Origin of the sequence: Sinorhizobium fredii USDA 205, from assembly GCF_001461695.1 — a bacterium.
In the GTDB taxonomy this organism is placed as follows: Bacteria; Pseudomonadota; Alphaproteobacteria; order Rhizobiales; family Rhizobiaceae; genus Sinorhizobium; species Sinorhizobium fredii.
Genome location: NZ_AUTC01000146.1, coordinates 1 through 19963 on the forward strand (window position 1 = coordinate 1; position 19963 = coordinate 19963).

General features: G+C 64.1%; 15 protein-coding genes. 8 read left to right on the forward strand and 7 right to left on the reverse strand.

The window, feature by feature from the left end:
• Positions 1-333 precede the first annotated feature (333 nt).
• Entirely contained in the window at positions 334-1677 is a 1344-nt protein-coding gene (locus tag N181_RS18365; protein ID WP_037428299.1) for a polysaccharide pyruvyl transferase family protein, read from the forward strand.
• Here N181_RS18365 and N181_RS18370 read toward each other — a convergent pair.
• The 3 genes from N181_RS18370 to N181_RS18380 form a co-directional block, all read right to left on the reverse strand.
• Complete coding sequence (locus N181_RS18370; protein ID WP_060563644.1) at positions 1612-3075, reverse strand: lipopolysaccharide biosynthesis protein; 1464 nt, start codon at positions 3073-3075, stop codon at positions 1612-1614. The genes N181_RS18365 and N181_RS18370 overlap by 66 nt on opposite strands.
• Before the next feature lie 68 nt (positions 3076-3143).
• Positions 3144-4316, reverse strand: coding sequence for a glycosyltransferase (locus tag N181_RS18375; RefSeq protein WP_037428306.1), 1173 nt, complete (start codon positions 4314-4316; stop codon positions 3144-3146).
• 6 nt (positions 4317-4322) lie between these two features.
• Positions 4323-5408, reverse strand: coding sequence for a glycosyltransferase (locus N181_RS18380; RefSeq protein WP_037435135.1), 1086 nt, complete (start codon positions 5406-5408; stop codon positions 4323-4325).
• A 434-nt stretch (positions 5409-5842) separates the two neighbouring features.
• Here N181_RS18380 and N181_RS18385 point away from each other — a divergent pair, with 434 nt between their 5' ends.
• Together N181_RS18385 and ggt are read left to right on the forward strand one after the other, a co-directional pair.
• Complete coding sequence (locus N181_RS18385; RefSeq protein WP_037428318.1) at positions 5843-6505, forward strand: sulfite oxidase-like oxidoreductase; 663 nt, start codon at positions 5843-5845, stop codon at positions 6503-6505.
• A 70-nt stretch (positions 6506-6575) separates the two neighbouring features.
• Positions 6576-8321, forward strand: coding sequence for a gamma-glutamyltransferase (gene ggt / locus N181_RS18390; protein WP_060563645.1), 1746 nt, complete (start codon positions 6576-6578; stop codon positions 8319-8321).
• A gap of 96 nt (positions 8322-8417) precedes the next feature.
• Here the strand turns inward: ggt and pcaQ are convergent, their stop codons facing one another.
• On the reverse strand, positions 8418-9344 hold the full coding sequence (gene pcaQ / locus N181_RS18395; RefSeq protein WP_037428360.1) for a pca operon transcription factor PcaQ: 927 nt from the start codon (positions 9342-9344) through the stop codon (positions 8418-8420).
• Positions 9345-9436: 92 nt separating this feature from the next.
• Here pcaQ and pcaD point away from each other — a divergent pair, with 92 nt between their 5' ends.
• From pcaD to N181_RS18420, 5 genes are all read left to right on the forward strand, one after another.
• Positions 9437-10255 (forward strand): 3-oxoadipate enol-lactonase, encoded by an 819-nt coding sequence (gene pcaD, locus N181_RS18400; protein ID WP_037428331.1) that lies wholly within the window; start codon positions 9437-9439, stop codon positions 10253-10255.
• Complete coding sequence (gene pcaC / locus N181_RS18405) at positions 10252-10659, forward strand: 4-carboxymuconolactone decarboxylase (RefSeq protein WP_014331232.1); 408 nt, start codon at positions 10252-10254, stop codon at positions 10657-10659. The genes pcaD and pcaC overlap by 4 nt, the downstream gene beginning before the upstream one ends.
• Before the next feature lie 2 nt (positions 10660-10661).
• Complete coding sequence (gene pcaH / locus N181_RS18410) at positions 10662-11411, forward strand: protocatechuate 3,4-dioxygenase subunit beta (RefSeq protein ID WP_037428333.1); 750 nt, start codon at positions 10662-10664, stop codon at positions 11409-11411.
• Between the two features lie 11 nt (positions 11412-11422).
• Positions 11423-12037: a protocatechuate 3,4-dioxygenase subunit alpha gene (gene pcaG / locus N181_RS18415; RefSeq protein ID WP_037428335.1), complete on the forward strand. Its 615-nt coding sequence runs from the start codon at positions 11423-11425 to the stop codon at positions 12035-12037.
• A gap of 79 nt (positions 12038-12116) precedes the next feature.
• Positions 12117-13172: a 3-carboxy-cis,cis-muconate cycloisomerase gene (locus tag N181_RS18420; RefSeq protein WP_037428337.1), complete on the forward strand. Its 1056-nt coding sequence runs from the start codon at positions 12117-12119 to the stop codon at positions 13170-13172.
• Positions 13173-13254: 82 nt separating this feature from the next.
• Here N181_RS18420 and N181_RS18425 read toward each other — a convergent pair whose 3' ends face one another.
• From N181_RS18425 to N181_RS18435, 3 genes are all read right to left on the reverse strand, one after another.
• A complete protein-coding gene (locus N181_RS18425; protein ID WP_014331236.1) occupies positions 13255-13701 on the reverse strand; it encodes a hypothetical protein in 447 nt (148 codons plus the stop codon).
• Between the two features lie 616 nt (positions 13702-14317).
• Positions 14318-16309 (reverse strand): CHASE2 domain-containing protein, encoded by a 1992-nt coding sequence (locus tag N181_RS18430; protein WP_050994572.1) that lies wholly within the window; start codon positions 16307-16309, stop codon positions 14318-14320.
• Positions 16309-19938, reverse strand: coding sequence for a FecR domain-containing protein (locus N181_RS18435; protein ID WP_037428340.1), 3630 nt, complete (start codon positions 19936-19938; stop codon positions 16309-16311). Before N181_RS18435 ends, N181_RS18430 begins: the two co-directional genes overlap by 1 nt.
• Between the last annotated feature and the right edge of the window lie 25 nt (positions 19939-19963).

Here is a 19963-nt window from a genome sequence, read left to right on the forward strand (position 1 = left end):
ATCGCCGCGCCGCTGCTCGTCGCCATCAAGATCGGCCTCTCCCGATACGCCAAAGCCCGCGCCGCCCGGCGGCGCGAGGCGAAGGCGTCGTAGGCTGAATCAGGCCACGCGGAAATCGAAAGGCGGCATCCGGCGCAAGGGTGTCACGTCGGTGCCGCCCGGATGCGGCGGCGAATAGACGCCGCATCGCCGCACGGCCATGAATTCACCAAAACTTCGCGACAGAAGGCTATTGCGGGTTGTCCGTGGGATGCGGACGACACCTCTTCCAAGCGGCAAGCCGGCGACATTCCTCCCATGTCTGCAAGGCTTTACACACGGGGACGACGGACCATGAAAGTTGTAGTCGAGAATACCGTATGCTTGAACACAGGCGATGCGGCCATTCTGTTCGCGATCAGGCATATCCTGAAATCGGTGGCGAAAGAAAAGCTGGAATTCCTGGTGTTCGACAGTCAGCCGGAAGTCGCGGCGCGGCTCTATCCGAAGGAACAGTATCCGGACATCGAACTCAGGAAACTGCCGTCGGAATCGATCTTCAAGTACAAATACGATGACAATACCGTCAAGAATGCCTTGAAGCAGGTCTATAACCAGGCGGTGTTCCAAGCCCTGCGTCACCTCGGAAGCGGCAACTATCTCGACAGGCGTTTCTTCAGCGACGCGGACCGCAAGAGCCTGGCGCTCTATAAGGACGCCGATATGGTGATCACCACCGGCGGCACCTATCTCGTCGAAAACTATTCGCTCGAACGGCGCATCAACCAGTTCAAGCTTGCCGAGATGCTCGGCAAGAAGACGATCTTCTTCACGCAGTCGCTCGGTCCCTTCGCGAAGCCCTACAACCGCCGGAACCTGCCGCCGATCTTCGCCCGCAGTCCGCTGATCCTGTTGCGCGACGTTCGTTCGCGCGACCATATGCTCGATCTCGTCGACGATCCGTCGAAGTGCCACGTCGTGGCCGATTCGGTCTTTGCGCTCGCCGATGTGGAGCGGATCAAGGCGCTCTTGACGATCGGCCGGCCGGCACCGACGGGCCGCGTCGGCATATCGGTGCGGCACTGGCACTACGTCCAGGGCGGCGACGGCGGGATGGGGCGCTATATCGACTCGGTGCGCGACATCGCGACGAAGCTGGTGCGTGACCAGGGAAAGCAGGTCACCTTCATTTCGACCTGCCAGGGCGTACCGGAATATGCCCATGACGATTCGAAGACGGCAAACCTGATCGTCTCGGGCCTGGCGCCCGAAATCGCCAAGCACGTCACCGTCGATGCGTCGTTCCATTCGCCGGAACAGTTGATGGCGATCGCCAAGGAACTCGATTTCGTCGTGGCGACGCGCATGCACATGATGATCATGTCGCTTTGCGTCGGCACGCCGGTGCTGCCGATCGCCTACGAGTTCAAGACCAAGGAAGTCGCCAAGCGCATCGGCGTCGACGATGTCCTTCTCGACATCGACACGGTGACGCCCGAGGAGGCGCTCGCCAAGCTCGATCGGTTCGCCGGCGATCTCGACCGCTATCGCTCGGTCAGCCTCAGGGCGGTGCTCGAGGAGCATGCCTCGGCGATGTCGGCGGCGGACCTTATCCGCCCGCTGATGGCGAAGTCATCGGCGAACGGCGCTCATTCCCTTCGCGAGGATACCGAACAGGACCTGGCGCGGCTGGCGTAGGGCCAGCGCGAACAGGAGCGCCAGCCCGTAGTTGAGACAGACGGCGCAGGCAAGCGCCAGGAGGTCCGAGGAGCCGGTTACGGCTGCCGGCAACAGCCGGTAGCCGAACCAGGCGGCGAGCGCCGAAACGACAAACAGGCCCTGCACGTAGAGGAAATCTCTGGCCGACACCGGCCCGACCCGCTGCAGGAGCCAGGCGAGGACCGGGACGCGCAGGACGTAGCCGCTGATCGCATAGGCGGCTGCGACGCCGATCGCACCCCATTGCAGGCCGGCGACGAAGGAAAGCACCGTCGTCAGCGACGAATAGATCCCCCAACGGAACATCGTCTTCGTCTCGCCCTGGCAGATGAAGATCCAGCCAGTGGTGCTCGAAACCGGCTGCATGAGGCTGGCGACCCCGAGCCAGGCGAAGATCGGCGCGACCGGCAGCCATTGGTCGCCGAAGAGCAGGCTGACGGTCGGCTCCGCGGCGCAGGTGAGCGCCGCAATCCCCGGCATGGTGACCGCCGCCAGCAGCCAGTTGGTCCGCATGTAGATATCGCGAAACCGCGCCTTGTCCTCCTGGATGCGGCTCATCAGCGGGATCATCACGCGCGACAGCGGCTGGGTGATGTTCTGCAGCGGGAAGAGCAGAAGCTTGTAGGCGCGGTCGTAGTAGCCGAGCTCGACCGGACCGGAGAACTTGCCGATCAGGATGTTGTCGAGATTGCGCGAGAAGAAATTGACGAGGTTGAAGCCGGTGAGATTGGCGCCGAAGGAGATGATGTCGCGATCGATCCGGAACGCCGGCCGGCCGGGCATCCATCGCGTCGCCCACCAGGCCGCGAGCAGTGCGACGGCGGCCGACGCCGCCGGGCCGATCACCAGCGACCAGTAGCCCATGCCGAAATAGGCGGCGGTGGCGGTGACCAGGAGCCCCACGACGGCCGCATACACGTCGTTGAGCGCCAGTTTGCCGAACTGCAAATGCCGGTTCATCAAGGCAAGCGGCAGCGCTGCGAGGCTGCCGAGCAGAAGCGGCAGGGCTGCGGCAATCGCGATCGCCGTCATCCGCTGGTCGCCGTAGAAAGCGGCAATGGCGGGGGAAAGGGCGACGACGACGAGAGTGCAGACGAGGCCGACGAGCGTGCTGATCCAGAAGACCTGGTTCAGTTCCCTCTCACCGATCTCCTTGCGCTGGATGACCGCCTGCTGCAGGCCGAGATTCTGGAAAAGCCCGACAAAGGCGACGATCGGGCTGACCGAGGCGACGAGGCCGAAATCCTCCGGCGCGAGCAGGCGGGCGAGCACCACGACCGAGACGAATTGGATGACCATGCGCACGACCTGCGCGCCGCCAGTCACCAGCCCGCCGCGAAGGGCGACGCGGCCGAACTGAATGGTTTCCTTGTTCAAGCGACTGCCTCGTAATCGATTCTAGAGATTAGAGCGGGATGCAGGCGGAAAACTGCGCATGGTTTTCCTCATCCCGCACGGGCGAACCGGCTGAGAATTCCGGCGAAATCGTCGTCGAGCGCCTGCATGTCGAACTCGGCCTCGACCTTTCGGCGCGCCTCCCGGGCGATGTGCTCGCATTCATCCGGGCGCTCGGCGATGAAGCGCAGCCGGCCCGCCAGCGTCTCGACGTCCTTTTCGGCGGCGAGGAAGCCCGTCTTCCGGTCCTCGATCAGTTCGGGAATTCCCGAATGGGTGGAACTGACCACCGTCAGCCCGGCCGCCATCGCCTCCATCAGCGCCACCGGTATCCCTTCGACATCGCCGTTCGTCGCGGTGACGCTCGGCAGCACGAAGGCGTGTGAGCGCCGCAGCCATTGTTTGACCTCCTCGTGGGGGAGGCCGCCGAGGAAGGAAACCTGCCCGGCGATGCCGAGCTCGGCTGCAAGCGTCTCGAGTTGCGACCGCAGCGGTCCGTCGCCGATGATCGTGTAGCGCCAGTCGAGTTCCGGCGCGTCGATGCGCAGCCTGCCGAGGGCGCGAAGGGCGAATTCCACGCCTTTCTTCTCGGCGAGCCGGCAAACCGAAATCAGCTGCAGCGTCGCGCCGCGCCAGGATTTCCATTCATAGGGGATCTTCTTGAGGTCGATCCCCATATGATGGACGGCGACCTTTGCCTCCGGCGCTCCGGCCCCGATGAGCACGCGGCGAAAATAGTCGTTCACCGTCAGGTTCAGAGCGCCATGCTCGAACAGGTCGGTGTAGCGGCCGAGGCCTCGCTCCTTGAGCGGTACGCCGACGTCGTAGCCGTGGAAGATCGTCACGATCGGCGGCTTGAGCCGCTTCCATTTCTTGAGCCGCGCGGCGCGGGCGCCATTGTGGCCGAAATGGGCGACGATGACGTCGCACTCGTTCAGCCTTGCGACCGACGACATGTCGAGCGCGGTGGAGGCCTTGTCGTAGAGCTTCGGCGGCAGCCGGCCGATGGTCGGACGAAACCGCGCCGCGGCGCCCCACCAGTCACGGGTTCGGGCCAGCAGGGTCGCAAGCGGTTCCTGCTGGCGGTCCGCAAAATTGTAGTCCGAAATACCGTTGCAGACGACCTCGACCTTGAAGCCGCGCCGCAACAGACCGGCCATCTGGCCGATGACGAAGGTTTCCGACAGCATCGGAAACTGACCGACGACGAATCCGACCCGCATGCCGTCTCAAGAGGCCTTGAGTTGCGCGGGGCGGCTCGCGGCGGCGCGTTCCAGCACTTCGAGGAAGGCCGCAAACTGGCGGGCCGGCTGCATGAGCGGGCGCTCAGCAAAGGTCGAGGCGGCTTGCGACAGCCGGCCATATTCGGCCTCGTCGCTCCACAGCCTGCGGATGGCGCCGGTCCAGTCGTCGAGCGGCGCGTCATAGTCGAGGACGATACCGCCTTCGCCGATTGCCTCCGGCAATCCGCCACGCCGCGAGCCGACGACCGGGATGCCGCTGCAATGGGCCTCGGACGCCACCCGTCCCCAAGCCTCTTCCCATTTGCTCGGCGCAAGCAGGATCTTCGTCCGACCGTAGACGGTCTTCATGTCGCTGGTGCGGTTTTCCAGCCGCACATTGCCGAGCGGCGCAATGATCTTCTCGATTTCCGCCCGATGGTCGTCGGCAAGCTTCCAGCTTTCGACGAAGAGGAAGGGAATGTCGGGGCACTGGCCGGCGATCTGGACCGCCAGCTCGAAGCCCTTCTCCTTGTAGGGATTGATGAAGGTCACGTATTCGCCCGTCGTCCGGGTCGTATAGGTTTCGGGATTGATGGTCGGGGGGATCACCACCGAATCAATGCCGAATTTCTGCTTGTAGGCCCGGGCGGTGAATTCCGAATTGGCGATGTAATAGGCCGAGGTCAGCTCGCGCAAATCGCCGGCGAGTTCGTGGAACTCGACGTTTCTGAGATAGATGACCAGCGGCACGTTATGAACCTGCAGCGCCTTGCCGATCGGCACGGATTTGTGGCACTGCACAACGGCCACGTCGGGCTGCAGCTTCTTCACCGCGAAGGCCGCGGCCTCCCATGGATGCCAGGCGCGAACGACCGGATAGCCGGGAAAGCTGTCCATCACGCCGCGCTCTGAGGACAACTTAAGCTTGACACGCTGCTTGAAGCCGAACATCCCGTCGCCGAACAGGGCGGCCAGAACGCCAGCCTCGTGGCCACGCTCGCGCAATTGCTGGACAAGGTGGTGCGTGCTCGATTGAACGCCGCCGCTGAACTCGGGATAATAACCGTTTCCGCCGGCAAACAGAACCTTCATACGCTGTTCTCCTTCATAGAGACGTTTTCGCCGTGACCGCTGACGCATCACCGGAACGGGTGAAGCCGAACGCATCAACGCCAGAATGACGGCAATTGTTGGGTCGGCCGGCAGCGAGCCGGCGCAACCTGCGATATCGGGCCGCACTCCGGCGGCACCCCGGGGACCGGCGCGATCCGGAGGATGGAGCCGAAACCGTGTTCATCCAGCCGCAACAGAGTGAAACCTCCACCAAGCAGGGCGATCATACGAAAGTGTCGCGCATTGCTGCGCTGCAGCAAAGACTGTCATGGGAGGTCCCGATAGTCAATCGAACTATCCGTTCGAGCTAGCTCGATGGGAGTAGTCGTCCGTTCGCTCCAAGCGGTCGCTTGACGCGGCGGCCTTTCAGGCCTCAAATCGCCACAACTTGAGGAAGCGACGGCGGGTGCATCATGGACAATGACGAACCGGTACCGGAGACGAAACTCACCTCAACCAAACGGCGCTGGGCGGCGGACGGCAAGTTCCTGACCGGGCGCCTGGCGCGGCCCGAGAGCGAGCGACTGCCGCCCGGCCAGCATCTCGTCAAGGACTGGCCGGTTCTCGATCTCGGCCAGCAACCGCATGTCGCCATCGAGACCTGGCGGCTCGACGTGACCGGTGCCGTCGAACATCCGCTCTCGCTCGACTGGAAGGCTTTCCAGTCACTGCCGCAAACGGAAAGCCTCTCCGATATCCACTGCGTGACGACCTGGTCGCGTTATGACAATCGCTGGCAAGGCGTTGCAACGCGCGATCTTCTCGACCTGGCCGCGCCGAAGCCGGAAGCCGAATATGTCATGCTGTCGAGCGTCGACGGCTATACGACCAACCTGCCGCTTGCCGACTTCGCCGCCGAAGCCGCGATCCTCGCAACCGCCTGGGAAGGCGCGCCGATCACGCGACCGCATGGCGGGCCGATGCGCCTCATCGTCCCGCACCTCTATCTCTGGAAGAGCGCCAAATGGCTGACGCGGATCGATTTTCGCAGTCGCGACACGGCCGGCTTCTGGGAGCGGAACGGCTATCATATGCGCGGCGATCCGTGGCGCGAGGAACGCTATTCCGGCGATTGAGCCGCGGCGACACTTTCCGTTTTTTGATGCAGTAGTCCCGGTTGAAATATAATTGATCTGGAGGAAGAGCATGCGCAGTTCCGCCCTGAAAAGCCTGTCCTTCGCTCTTTTGCTTGCATGCACCACGGCCTCGCCGCAACTGGCGTGGGCGGCCTCGCCGGAGCCGGTCAAGGCCGAACATGGCATGGTGGTCACCGCTCAACATCTCGCCTCCGACATCGGCGTCGAAGTGCTGAAGAAGGGCGGCAATTCCGTCGATGCGGCGGTTGCGGTCGGCTATGCGCTGGCGGTCGTCTATCCGACCGCCGGCAATATCGGCGGCGGCGGCTTCATGACCATCCGCTTCAAGGACGGCAGGACGACATTTCTCGATTTCCGCGAGCGCGCCCCGCTCGCCGCCACCAAGACGATGTACCAGGACGACAAGGGCGAGCTCGTCAAAGGGCTGAGCACAAACGGTTATCTCGCCGTCGGCGTACCGGGCCCGGTGGCGGGCTTCGAATTCGCTCGCAGCCGCTACGGCACGCGGCCGCTGAAGGAGCTGATCGAGCCGGCGATCACCCTGGCGCGCGAAGGCTTCGTGCTCGAACAGGGTGACGCCGATTCTTTTGACGGCAAGACCGAGCGGCTTGCCAAGGATCCGGCCGCCGCCGCAATCTTCCTGAAGCCGGACGGAAAGGCCTTCGCGGTCGGCGAGAAATTGGTGCAAACGGATCTTGCCGCGTCGCTCTCAAGCATCGCCGAAAAGGGGCCGGACGCCTTCTACAAGGGCGCCATCGCCGACCAGATCGTCAAGGCGAGTGCGGAGAAGGGCGGCATTCTGTCCAAGAAGGATTTCGAGCAATATGCCGTGCGCGAGCTCGAGCCGGTGACGTGCAATTACCGCGGCTACGACATCGTCTCCTCGCCGCCGCCTTCGTCGGGCGGCGTGATCATCTGCGAGATCCTCAACATCCTCGAAGGCTATCCGATCTCCTATCTCGGCTACGGCTCGGCCGAGACGGTGCATGCGATGATCGAGGCGATGCGGCACGCCTATGTCGACCGCAACACCGCGCTCGGCGACCCGGACTTCGTCGAGAATCCCGTCGCCAAGCTCGTCGACAAGGCCTATGCCAAGGCGATCCGCGACAAGATCGACCCGTTCAAGGCCGGCGTCTCCGAGGCGCTGATGCCGGCGGGTTTCGGTGAGAGCAAGGAAACGACGCACTATTCGATCATCGACGACGAGGGCAATGCGGTCGCCGTCACCTACACGCTGAACGGCTCCTTCGGCGCCGGCGTGGTGGCGCCCGGGACCGGCATCCTGCTCAACAACGAGATGGACGACTTCACCGCCAAGCCGGGCGCGGCCAATCTCTACGGCCTCGTGCAGGGCGAGGCGAACGCGATCGCCCCCGGCAAGACGCCGCTCTCCTCGATGAGCCCGACGATCATTTCCAAGGACGGCAAGCCCTTCATGGTGATCGGCAGCCCCGGCGGCGCGCGCATCATCACCATCACGCTCGAGGCGATCCTCAACGTCATCGACCACGGCATGAACATCCAGGAGGCCGTCGACGCGCCGCGCCTCCACCACCAATGGCTGCCCGACAGGGTGTTCATGGAGCCCTATGCGCTTTCGCCGGACACGCTGAAGCTGCTCTCGGCCATGGGCCATGATGTGGCGATCGACAAAAGCTGGACGATCTGGGGCCAGGCGACCGGCATCCTCGTCGGCGGCGAGAGCTTGAGCGAGATCGGGGCCGGCGGCGGCGCCCGCTTCAACGGCGCCGCCGACAGCCGCATCGGCGCCGGGGCGGCGAGGGGGTATTGAGGCCGCCGCGGTGACGTGCGCGAGCTTTTCCGCTCGCCACTCCGGCAGCGGGCTTGCTTGCGGAAACTATGGTGATCTGCCCCTGTCGCCGGGTGATCAGCCCTTGGCCATCGCAGCCTCGGCCGCCTCGCGGATGGTCTGCATCAGGATCGACAGCGGCAGCGACGGGATCGCGTCGGTGCGCATGGTGAGGCCGACCGGTCCCTTCGTCTCGCTGGTATCGATCGGCAAGGCCGCCAGCAGACCGTCCTCGATGTCGGTGGCGACGACGCCGTTGGAGATGATCCAGATGGCGTCGCTCGAACGGACGAAGGCGCGGCCGAAGGAATCGGAGACTGTCTCGATCTGGTTCGGCAGGGCGGCAATGCCGTTGGCGATCAGGAACCGCTCGACGAAGGGGCGGATGATCGAGGCACGCGTCGGCATCAGCACGGGATAGTCGCCAAGATGTGCGAACACCGACTGCTTGCCGGACAGCAGCGGATGGCCGGCGCGCACGGCGAAGACCACCTGTTCGGAATAGAGATGCTCGAAGGAAAATCCCGTCATTCGATCGGGCGCGGCGAGCCTGCCGACGACCAGGTCGAGATCGCCGACGCGAAGCTGTTCCAATAGCACCGCATTCTCGCCGGTGACGATCTTGATGCGGGCGCCGGTCTTCTCATCGAGGAAAAGCGCCATGGCGCGCGGCATGATGCGCGTCGAGACTGTCGGCAGCGCCCCGATGCGAATCGGCGGCCCGTCGCCGGAGCGCTCCTGGGAGACGGAATCGAGGCCCTGCCGGAGCGCCGTCAGCGCCGCGCCGGCGTGGCGCAGGAAGACCTCGCCGTAGCGGGTGATCTTGATGCCGCGCCCGTCGCGCTCGAAGACCGAGACGCCGAGGACCTCCTCCAGCTCGCGGATCGTCTTGGTGACCGCCGGCTGCGTGACATTCAGGAGATCGGCGGCCTTCACGACGCTCTTCTGCCGCGCGACCTCGACAAATGTCTGCAGATGACGAAACTTGATGCGCGCGTCGATCATCGGAAACATAACTCAGGAGTTAATGGATCGGCGCAAAATATCATTTTACCTAACCAGATGAAATGGCCAATTTGGTGGGGAGGAGAGCTACCGTGCAATTCACCCGTATGAACGATATCGCCATCCACTATCGGTTGATCGGGGCAGTTGCCGAAAAACCGGTGCTTGTCTTCATCAATTCGCTCGGCACGGATTTTCGCATCTGGGGCGACGTCGCCGACCGTCTGTCCGATCAATTTGCCGTCGTCCTTTATGACAAGCGCGGCCACGGCCTCTCGGACATCGGCCAGGTGCCCTATTCGATCGAGGACCACGCGACCGATCTTGCCGGGCTTCTCGACCGACTCGCCGTCAAGCGCGCCATCATCTGTGGGCTTTCGGTCGGCGGCCTCATCGCGCAATCGCTGTACCAGCGCCGCCCCGATCTGGTGCGGGCGCTCGTGCTTGCCGATACGGCGCACAAGATCGGCACGGCCGAGATGTGGGGCGCCCGCATCGCGGCGATCGAGGCCCACGGTATCGAGGCGGTCGCCGACGGTGTGCTCGAGCGCTGGTTCACGCCGGCTTTCCGCCGGCCCGAGAACGTTGCCTTCGCCTGCTACCGGAACATGCTGATCCGCCAGCCGGTGCCGGGTTACGTCGGCACCTGCGCGGCAATCTGCGACGCCGATTACACCGAGGCCGCCAGGAGGATCGCCGTGCCGGTGCTCTGCGTCGTCGGCGACCAGGACGGTTCGACGCCGCCCGATCTGGTGCGCTCGACGGCCGACCTCATCCCCGGCGCGCGCTTCGAAGTGATCCCCGACGCCGGGCACATACCCTGTGTCGAGCAGCCGGAGGCGCTGACCAAGACGCTCCTGAGCTTCTTCAAGTCCCTGCCTGAAAACAACCCGATGAGTAGAGTCCCATGATTGACAGCTCCGCACCCTCCGACCGCTATCGACAGGGAATGGCGACGCGCCGCGCCGTCCTCGGCGACAAGCATGTCGACCGTGCCGAATCCAACACGACGGAATTCGACCAGCCGTTCCAGGAACTGATCACCGAGGCGGCCTGGGGGCATGTCTGGTCGCGCCCCGCCCTGACGAAGCGCGAGCGGTCGATCGTCACCATCGCGCTATTGGCGGCTCTCGGCCAGGACGAGGAGGTGGCGATGCATGTCCGCGCCACGGCCAACACGGGGGCGACGCGCGAGGACATCCGCGAGGCGCTGCTGCATGTGGCGATCTATGCCGGCGTGCCGGCCGCCAACCATGCCATCAAGATCGCCAAGCAGGTGTTTTGCGAAATGGATGCCGCAAGGCAGGGGGAGTGACGATGTCCGACACAGAAAATCGCCGACCCGAAACGGGCGCCTTTTTCCAGCGCGACCGGGATTGGCACCCGCCGGCCTTCGCGCCCGGCTACAAGACCTCGGTGCTGCGTTCGCCGCGAAAGGCGCTGCTTTCGCTCGACAACACGATTTCCGAGATTACCGGTCCGGTCTTCGGCCATTCGATCATCGGCGAACTCGACAACGACCTGATCCACAATTTCGCCAAGCCCGGCGAAAGCGCCATCGGCGAGCGCATCATCGTCCACGGCCGGGTGCTGGACGAGCGCGGCCGTCCTGTCGCGGGCGCCCTTCTCGAATTCTGGCAGGCGAATGCCGGCGGGCGCTACCGTCACAAGAAGGAAAGCTATCTTGCGGCCCTCGATCCGAATTTCGGCGGCTGCGGCCGGACGATCACCGACGAGAACGGCTACTATGTTTTCCGGACCATTCGACCGGGAGCCTACCCCTGGCCGAACGGCGTCAACGACTGGCGGCCGGCCCATATCCATTTCTCGGTCTTCGGCCACGGTTTTGCGCAGCGGCTGATCACCCAGATGTATTTCGAGGGCGACCCGATGATCTGGAAATGTCCGATCGTCGGCACGATCCCCGACCGGCGGGCGATCGAGCAATTGATCGCGCCGCTTGATTGGGCGAACACCATCCCGATGGATTCGCGGGCCTACAAGTTCGACATCGTGCTGCGCGGCCGCCGCTCGACGTTCTTCGAGAACCGGCCGGAAGGCAATTGAGGGAGGTAACGATGGTGCAGGAACTGGGCCACCTCAAGGAAACCGCCTCGCAGACGGCCGGGCCCTACGTTCACATCGGCCTGACGCCGAATTTCGGCGGCATTTCCGGCGTCTTCGAGCGCGACCTCGGGTCGGTGATGGTCAACGACGAGACGCTTGGAGAACGCATCACGGTGACCGGCCGGGTGATCGACGGCGCGGGCGCGCCGCTCAAGGACGCGGTCATCGAAATCTGGCAGGCGGACGCCGCGGGTCTCTACAATTCGCCTTCGGAAACGCGCGGTGCCGCCGACCCGAATTTCACCGGCTGGGGCCGCGGCCCGACGAGCGCCGAGGACGGCACTTTCGTTTTCGAGACAGTCAAGCCCGGCCGCGTTCCGTTCAAGGGCGGCCGCCTGATGGCGCCGCACATCACCTTGTGGATCGTGGCGCGCGGCATCAATATCGGGCTCCACACGCGCCTCTACTTCCCCGACGAGGCGGCCGCGAACGCCGAGGATCCGTTGCTTCAGCGGATCGAGCATCGCCACCGGGCCGAGACGCTTGTCGCCGGCGGCCAGGCGCCTAATTATCTCTTCGATATTCATCTCCAGGGGGAGAAGGAAACGGTCTTCCTGGACATGTGATCATTGGCGACCCATCCGCGTTGCCGCGCGCCTTTCGGCGTCTCCCTGTTCCGGGGAGGCCAGATCCAGGAGACGTGGAATGACCTATTCGGCCTTTGATCATCCCTATCTTTCCGGCCTGCTTGGCGACGAGGCGGTTGCGGCGGAGTTTTCCGCGGCTGCGGAAATTCGCGCCATGCTGGCGTTCGAGGCGGCGCTGGCGCGGGCCGAGGCGCAGCACGGCGTGATTCCAGCTGCGGCGGCCGACCGGATCACCGAGGCATGCCGGGCCTTTTCCCCGGATGTCGCGGCCTTGCGGCGCGGACTGGCTGTCGACGGTGTCGCCGTGCCGGAACTCGTCCGCCAATTGCGGCGCGCCGCCGGCGAAGCGGCGGCGGAGCATGTGCACTACGGCGCCACGAGCCAGGATGTCATCGACACCAGCCTGATGCTGCGCCTCAAAGCGATCGGCGAGCTCTTTTCCGGCCGCCTTGGCGAGATCGCCGCGATGTTGGAGGAGGCCGCCCGGCAATGGGGGGAGCGCCCGCTGATGGGGCGCACGCGCATGCAGGCAGCGATTCCAATTACCGTGGCGGATCGGATGCGGACCTGGATCGAGCCGCTGCTCGACCACCAGGACCGGCTCGACGCCATGGATATCGACCTGTTCGCGGTGCAATTCGGTGGTGCGGCCGGCACGCTCGACAAGCTCAAGGACAAGGCGGACGCGGTCCGTGCGACGCTTGCGGAGGAACTGGCGCTGATCGACTGTCCGCAATGGCACAGCCAGCGATCGGCGATCGCCGATTTCGCCCATCTGCTTTCGCTGATCACCGGCAGCCTCGGCAAGTTCGGCCAGGACATCGCCCTGATGGCGCAGGCGGGCGACGAGATCGTACTGGCCGGCGGCGGCTCGTCCTCCGCCATGGCGCACAAGCAGAATCCGGTCGCCGCCGAGGTGCTGGTGACACTGGCGCGCTTCAATGCGACGCAGATCTCCGGTATCCATCAGGCTCTTGTCCACGAGCAGGAGCGCTCCGGTTCCGCCTGGACGCTCGAATGGTTGCTCCTGCCGCAGATCGTCGGCGCGACCGCGGCGGCGCTGAGGCTTTCCAATGAGCTTGCTGGCAATATCCGGCGTCTTGGCGCTGCCTGAAGACGAAAAGAAGCCGGGCCGCTTCCCAAGAAGCGGCCCGGCGGGTTGCTATGCCAGGCAATTTCGCAAGTGCGTCAGGCAATCAGGCCGACCGGGCGATATTCCAGTCGAGCCGGCGTACGTCCCGCTGCAATTGCGCATAGGCCGAGGTCGGTATCATGCCATGATGCATTGCCGCTACCTCGGTTGCGTCGGCCCGGATGCCGCTTTCCTCGCGACGCAGCCTGTTGAAGGCAACGGGGCCGAGCTTGCCGGAGGCGCGCTCGGCATCCATGCGATGATTGGCGGCGTGAAGTTCGTGGAGGATAGTGGCGAGGCGCGGCTGCTGAACGACGACAGCGGAGGTCATCGGCCGGGCATCCGGGGCGGGAGGAGCCACATCGTCGTTGCCGAATATTCCCTGATAATAGTCGCCGTTCTCAGGGCCGGTCGACGTCGTACCCTCGTGGCGGCTGGCGGCAAAGGCGCCGCCTGCGGCGAGCGACAGCGCGAGGGCGGCGATGGCGGAAGTTGTGATGAGCGAGCGCATGTTTGCGTCTCCTTGAACTGGGGAAGCGACGAGCTTCCGACCGGGGCTGTCTCATACCGTCGCGTCGCGATCCCTTCGGTCGCCGGCAGTATTCAGCCTCGAGAAAAAGAATAGACCCCGGGATGCTGTAAATCACATTAACAATAAATAAAGTTTCGTGGGCGTGATCTGCCAAAATTTTGTCCAATTCCGGACTGGCGTACCATCAAATGGCGAAATTATTTTGACAATGAATGGTCTTTGAGTCGCATCTTCCCATGTAAATTCTGTTAGCGGTCTGGGTTTATGAAATATCTGTAATATTTCGGGTGTTCCATCCGTTCAAAGTGTTCCCGGCCGGGCACGATCCTTAGAGCAAGGCCCGATCAGGTCTTTGCTGTGATCGGAGGCACCCCTCTGCCCTGCCGGGCATCCCCCACAAGGGGGGAGATTGGCTGGAAACGCCGCTCTGTCCCACGCCCCAACCTGTGCATGCCGAAATCAAGGCACCTGTAAGTCCATGCATTGGATTTTGATAGGGCGGGACATTGCCAGTTGCCGATCTCCACCCTTGTGGGGGAGATGCCCGGCAGGGCAGAGGGGGTATCATGCCATTCCAATCTGATCGGAATTCGCTCTAGGCAGAGCGGAGTCGCTCGCGCTCCCGTTCGTAATAGGGCTCGAGCGACGGCAGCGTCGACTTCAGCTCGTCGAACTGCGCCGCGTCGATGCTGCCCGCGTCGCGGTACTTCGCCTCGATATAGGCGAGATGCCGGGCAAGCGCGGCTTCGGAGGCACCCTCGGCCAGCGTGAAGACGGGCGAGACCGTGCTCCGTCCCTTGACGGTGATGCGATCGATCTCGACGACCGGGAAATCGCCGGCCACGACTGCGGCCGTCCGCTCGCCGAGCAGCAGCGGGATACCATAGTCCTTCGAGGCGCCCTCGAGGCGCGAGGCTAGATTGACCGCGTCCCCCAGCGCCGAATAGTCGAAGCGGCGGGCGGAGCCCATGTTGCCGACGACGCATTCGCCCGTATTGATGCCGATGCCGATACGAAGCATCTTCGGCTGGCGCCCGGCCGCCCTGGCCTCGGCCCCGAGCTCAGCATTGACGCGGGCAAGCGCGGCGAGCATGTCGCGGGCCGCGGCGACGGCGTGAAGGGCGTGATCGGAATCGTCGAGCGGGGCGTTCCAAAAGGCCATCAGGCAATCGCCGATATATTTGTCGATCGTGCCGCCCTGGTTCAGCACCGCCTCGGAGAGCGGCGTCAGCAGCCGGTTGACGAGCGTCGTCAGCCCCTCCGGGTCGTCCTTCATGTCTTCGGCAATCGTCGTGAAGCCTCGGACGTCGCAGAAGAGGATCGTCAGCGTCCGCCTCTCGCCGCCGAGCTTCAACTGCGACGGGTCGTGCGCCAGCCGCTCGACGAGCGCCGGCGAGAGATATTGCGAGAAGGCGCGGGTGATCTCGCGGCGGCGGCGGCGCTCCTCGGCATAGTCGATGCCCGCCTGGCCGACCGCAACACCGAGGAAGGCAAGGCCGGGACCGAGCGGCGAGACGAACAGATGGCCGAAGCGCATCAGGCCGTAGCTTGCGAGTAAGATCAGTGCAAGCGCGAAGGCCCCGTAGCCGAACGACCTCCAACTGGTCGCTTTGAAGACGACAAGCGCTGCGGCCAGCGCAGCGAGGAGGATTGCCGGTATGGAAACAGGCGTGCCCGCTATTTCGATGGCGAGCCGGTGAACGAGATTGTCGTAGATCGTCGCCTGGATCTCCGCGCCGGCGACCAGCCCGCGCGAAAAGACCGTATCGGAGGTGGCGAAGGCATCGACGCCGCCGTCGGCGATCGACGGGGCGTTCTGCAGGCTCAAGCCGACGATGACGACACGGTCGCGGAAGGTGTCCTCCGGCAGGAAATTTTCGGGATCGAGCGCCTGGTAATAGGAAACTGTCGGATAGGTGCGCGCCGGGCCGAAGGTCTGGATCAAGGTCTGCCGCTGTGGCGGCTCCGGATTCATTCCGGCGACGCTCGCAAGCGTCACGGCGAAGCCATCCGCATAGGAGGGGATCTGCCTCAGCGTGCCGTCGCCGCTCAGATTGACCGAGGCGATGCCGACTTTCGCGCCTCTCTCGGTGAAAAGGGGGAGCGGTTCGGTGCGGACGAACTGTTCGGCCTGCGGCGTCTGGATCAGCGTCTGGTCGCCGGCCAGCACCACGTCCGGCCCGAGAGCCTCGGCCAATGCCCTGTCGTATTCCGGATCGGCGGAAGGCTCGGCGAAGATGACGTCCATCGCAATCGCCCGCGCGCCGGCTTTCCTCAATGCCTCGATCAGCCGGGCGTGCAGGGCGCGCGGCCAGGGCCATTGGCTGCCGATCTCGGCCATGGACGGCTCGTCGATCGCGACGATGATGGGCCCGTCCTCGGGGAGCGCGGGTCGGCCGATGATCGAGAGATAGTCGTAGGCGCGCAGGTCGGCGAGCGACCATGAGCCGGTCAGCGAGGCAAGCGAGACGAGGACGGCGACGAAGGCGGTCAGGGCGGTAAGCTTGGCTCGCCGCGGGGAATGACGAATGCGGTCGACGGCTGCGGAGACGCGGTGACGGGCAGGTGCGGGGCGAGGGGCGTGCATCAGAACCGCACTTTGACGGTGCCTTTGACGGTGGGACCCCAGCCGGGAAGGCCATTACGCACTTCGAATTCCTCATCGAGCAGGTTGAAACCGGCGAGCTCGACTTCGAAGCGCTTGTCGAAAGGCTCCCATTGCAGGGCGGCGTCTAGGGTCCAGAAGTCGTCGTGCGTTATGGAACCTTCCGAGCGCTCGCCAATGTAGTTTGCCGCCACCGTCGTCTTGATATTCGCGGTGTTGACCCAGGTCAGCGCTACTTGACCAGAACTTTCCGGCAGAAATGGAAGGTCGCCACTGCTGCCTGACGAGAGGTCCTCGCTTTCCGTGCGGGCCACAGTCGCGGAAAGGCCGAGGCCATGGCCGAGCGCCAGGTTGGCGGTCAATGCGACGCGGTCGATCCTGGCTTTGTCGAAATCAAAGTCCGTCGTCGAGAACGGCAGATCGATCGAGCCGTCGCGGATTTCCTGATGCTGATAGTCAACCGCTGTGAAGAGCCAGTCGTTCCATTCGGCATCCCACCGGAGAGCGAGCGTGTCGGCATACCCCTCAGTCCCGATGAGGAACTGATTGGGCTGCAGCCCGACGATGCCGACCGGGGCAAGCGTGGCCGCGCCGAAGCTATAGCCTTCGCGCTGTACGGCGGCGCGCAGCCAATGGCCCTCGGCCGGTGCCCACGCGATACCGAGCTTCGGTTCGAGACGAACGTGGTTGTCGTTCACACCCTCGATGTAGCGGGCAAACAACGCGCCTTCGGCCTTCAGATCAGGCGTAATCTCATAGAGCCCGTCGATATAAGCCTTCATGACTCCTACAGTGGCGGATGAGCTAGCGGAGGTGAATGGTATTGAATCGATGAGATCGTAACGTTCGGCCTTCTCTTTCGATATTACGGCGCCGCCTTCGATGCCGTAACGCCAAGTGAAGTTCCCGTCTCCGTAAAGGTGGTTCAGCGCTCCGATATAGCTCGTTTCGTGTTGCTCACTCCTAAAGTATGTAAGATCAATGAAGGGGATGTCCGAGAAAACGGTCCGCGAGGTCTCATCGATCTCTCTGTCGCTGAAAAAGAAGGCGGCGTTTGCAACGTTTTGGTACCCGAATGTGTGGCTCCAGGCGACGCCGGAGTTGAGACTCGAGGCGGAATACTCATTCAGGATGTCGCTAAAAAACGGAAAAAGGCGCGGGTTCGGAATGTCGAAAATATTTCGGCTGTCGTCGACCTCTGCCATGTTCAAGAACGCGACGACTCGGTCGTCTGGAGATGGCGTCGCGGTGAGATAGCCGTTACCGCCGCTCAAGCGTAACTCACGGTCCAGCTGCAGGCCGCTACCCAGGTCGACCGTATCGCGCGGCTCTTCCCATTGGAAGGTGCCGGAGAAGCTGATCGGAAACGGAGAAACTGTAAATCCCCCAACGGCCGCTTCGCCGATCCAGCCCACTTGGCCCTGACTTGCCGTAAACCCGCCGCCGAGCTCCGCTTCAAAGAACGGCGAGTGCAGCAAATTGACCGTCCGTTCGCGGCTGGCGAGCATGTGCGGTTCGATCAGCAGCCCTTGGATCAGAGCGGAGAAGCTCGTGGTATTGACGGTGTTGGTGATCGCGTTGGCGGCGAAATCGTAATTGTTGAAGAAGGGATTGACGCTGCCTCGTACAGCCTGGTCCACGTAGCTCGCCCCAGTAAAGGGGTCGAACACAGCATCGCCGTAATATTGCCCCCAGGCGTCTAGCCCCTGCAGCCGGAACGCGTCGTTGAGCGTCGAGCCGGCCTCCTGGTTGGCGCCGAGCGCCGCCGTATCGCCGCCGCGCGCCCGGGTGCGGCGCATCGCTTCCTGAGCGTTGCGGATGGCCGCGTCAGCGTCATAGGCGTCGATGGCGATGGCAGTTCTGACCGTTGCCACGACAGCATCGTTAGGGTCCAGCCTGTCGGCATTGTCCAGTGCCTGGGCGCCGGGAATGCGGTCGCCCTTTTCATAATGCGCGGCCGCGAGCAGGAGCTGTGCGTTGGAATAGGCGGGATTGGCCGTTGAGCCGGCCAGCAGGTCTTCGACCGCCTTGTCGACCTCACCGTTCTGCAGGTGGTAGCGGCCGCGCGCCACCAGGGCGACGTCGAAGGAAGGATCGACGGAAAGCGCCGTGTCGATCTCGCGCCTCGCCTCGGCCATCCGCATCTCATCCATGTACTGGATCGCGAGATTCGCATGGGCGACGGGGTCCAGCGGGTCCAGCGCAATTGCTTCCTTGAATGCTGCCTCGGCGGCACGGTTGTCGCCGCGCGCACCCTGAACGAGCCCCAAGAAATTCCATGTGGTGGACGAACCGGGGGCAGTCTTCAAGGCCTTGTTGAGATCGGCAAGCGCACCGTCGAGATCATTCGCGAGGTGATAGCGATAGTGCGCGCGGGCATCGAGCGCGGTCGGATCCTCAGGATCGATCGCAAGCGCCCGCTCGACAGCATCTCGAAGTTCGTCACGATCGTCGAGCAAGAGCGCGAGCAGCGCCCGCGCCGCCGGCAGGGTCGGGTCGTCGGGATATCTCTGCTCGGCCTTTCTGACCGCCGCGATGGCGGCGGGGATGTCTTCCCGGAAACCGGCGGTCCAGGCCTGCGCGATGCCTGCATAGCGGCCGGCAGCAGCGCGCGGCGGCTCCTCGACCCGGTCGGGATCGGCAAGGCCGCGAGCAAAATAGCCGCCATAGGACGCAATTGTACGGCGGCTCGCGTCGAGCCCGCGCTCGGCCTTCGCGAAAAGCTGGGCTGCCTCTTCAAACTGGTTCGAGGAGCCGGCGATCAATGCACGAATGAGGTCGGCGCGCGGGCGTTGAGAGCCGGAAAGTCCACGCCGGCTCGCCTCCGCTAGTGCCGCTTGAGCTTTGACGCGGCCATTGAGGGAGAGATAGATTTCGGCAAGCGTCAACCAGTCCTCGGCCGAGCGGGAGGCTTCCGCCCGGGCTTCGATCCGCGCGCGTTGACGGCGCATCTCCGGGGCGCTGAGGTGCGTTGCCGGCATCCAGGCGAAGGCGTCGCGCAGCGACAGATGGAAGAGCATCTGCTCGCGGTCCTTCGGCGTGACGATTACGATCTTCGTCGGCGCGCTGCCAATAGCGGCCACCGCACCTTCGCCCTGCTTCACCGTGACGCTGCCGAAGGCGTTGCTGAGCTCGACGACGCCTTCGAGTACGGTGAGCGAGGTCCTGCCATCGCCCCCGACGGTCATGGTCCAGTCGGTGCCGCGGATGGCGGCTGCGGCGGCCGGCGTGTCGATCACCAGACCTTCGCCGCCGCGTTCGGCGCGCGCCCAGATCGACCCCGATTGGAGCTCGAGGCTCGTGTCGCCTCCGCCGATCTGCTTGACCCGCAGGGCGGTGTTACGCCCGAGCCGGATCTGCGTATGGTCCCGAAAGAGCACGGCGAGCGCGCCGGTGGCGTTGGTGCGCAGCACGTCGCCCGGAAGCAGGTCCTGGGCAAGGTCGACGAAGCGCCAGTTCGAGATGTCGACGAATCGCACCTCCTCGCCGGACTTGCGAGCAATGACGGACCCTGCGGCCGGCTGATTTCGCGGCACCGGCTCGGCAAGAGCCGACCATGGCGCAAAAAGCGCCATTGCGATCAGCAATGCCCCCGTTATTCCTCGCCGCATCCGTGCAATTGCCCCTCGTTGCACG

Coding starts and splice junctions, on each gene's coding strand:
- N181_RS18365 (WP_037428299.1), top strand. CDS start 334: ATGAAAGTTGTAGTCGAGAATACCGTATGCTTGAACACAGGCGATGCG.
- N181_RS18375 (WP_037428306.1), bottom strand. CDS start 4,316: ATGCGGGTCGGATTCGTCGTCGGTCAGTTTCCGATGCTGTCGGAAACC.
- N181_RS18380 (WP_037435135.1), bottom strand. CDS start 5,408: ATGAAGGTTCTGTTTGCCGGCGGAAACGGTTATTATCCCGAGTTCAGC.
- N181_RS18385 (WP_037428318.1), top strand. CDS start 5,843: ATGGACAATGACGAACCGGTACCGGAGACGAAACTCACCTCAACCAAA.
- ggt (WP_060563645.1), top strand. CDS start 6,576: ATGCGCAGTTCCGCCCTGAAAAGCCTGTCCTTCGCTCTTTTGCTTGCA.
- pcaQ (WP_037428360.1), bottom strand. CDS start 9,344: ATGATCGACGCGCGCATCAAGTTTCGTCATCTGCAGACATTTGTCGAG.
- pcaC (WP_014331232.1), top strand. CDS start 10,252: ATGATTGACAGCTCCGCACCCTCCGACCGCTATCGACAGGGAATGGCG.
- pcaH (WP_037428333.1), top strand. CDS start 10,662: ATGTCCGACACAGAAAATCGCCGACCCGAAACGGGCGCCTTTTTCCAG.
- pcaG (WP_037428335.1), top strand. CDS start 11,423: ATGGTGCAGGAACTGGGCCACCTCAAGGAAACCGCCTCGCAGACGGCC.
- N181_RS18420 (WP_037428337.1), top strand. CDS start 12,117: ATGACCTATTCGGCCTTTGATCATCCCTATCTTTCCGGCCTGCTTGGC.
- N181_RS18425 (WP_014331236.1), bottom strand. CDS start 13,701: ATGCGCTCGCTCATCACAACTTCCGCCATCGCCGCCCTCGCGCTGTCG.
- N181_RS18430 (WP_050994572.1), bottom strand. CDS start 16,309: ATGCACGCCCCTCGCCCCGCACCTGCCCGTCACCGCGTCTCCGCAGCC.
- N181_RS18435 (WP_037428340.1), bottom strand. CDS start 19,938: ATGCGGCGAGGAATAACGGGGGCATTGCTGATCGCAATGGCGCTTTTT.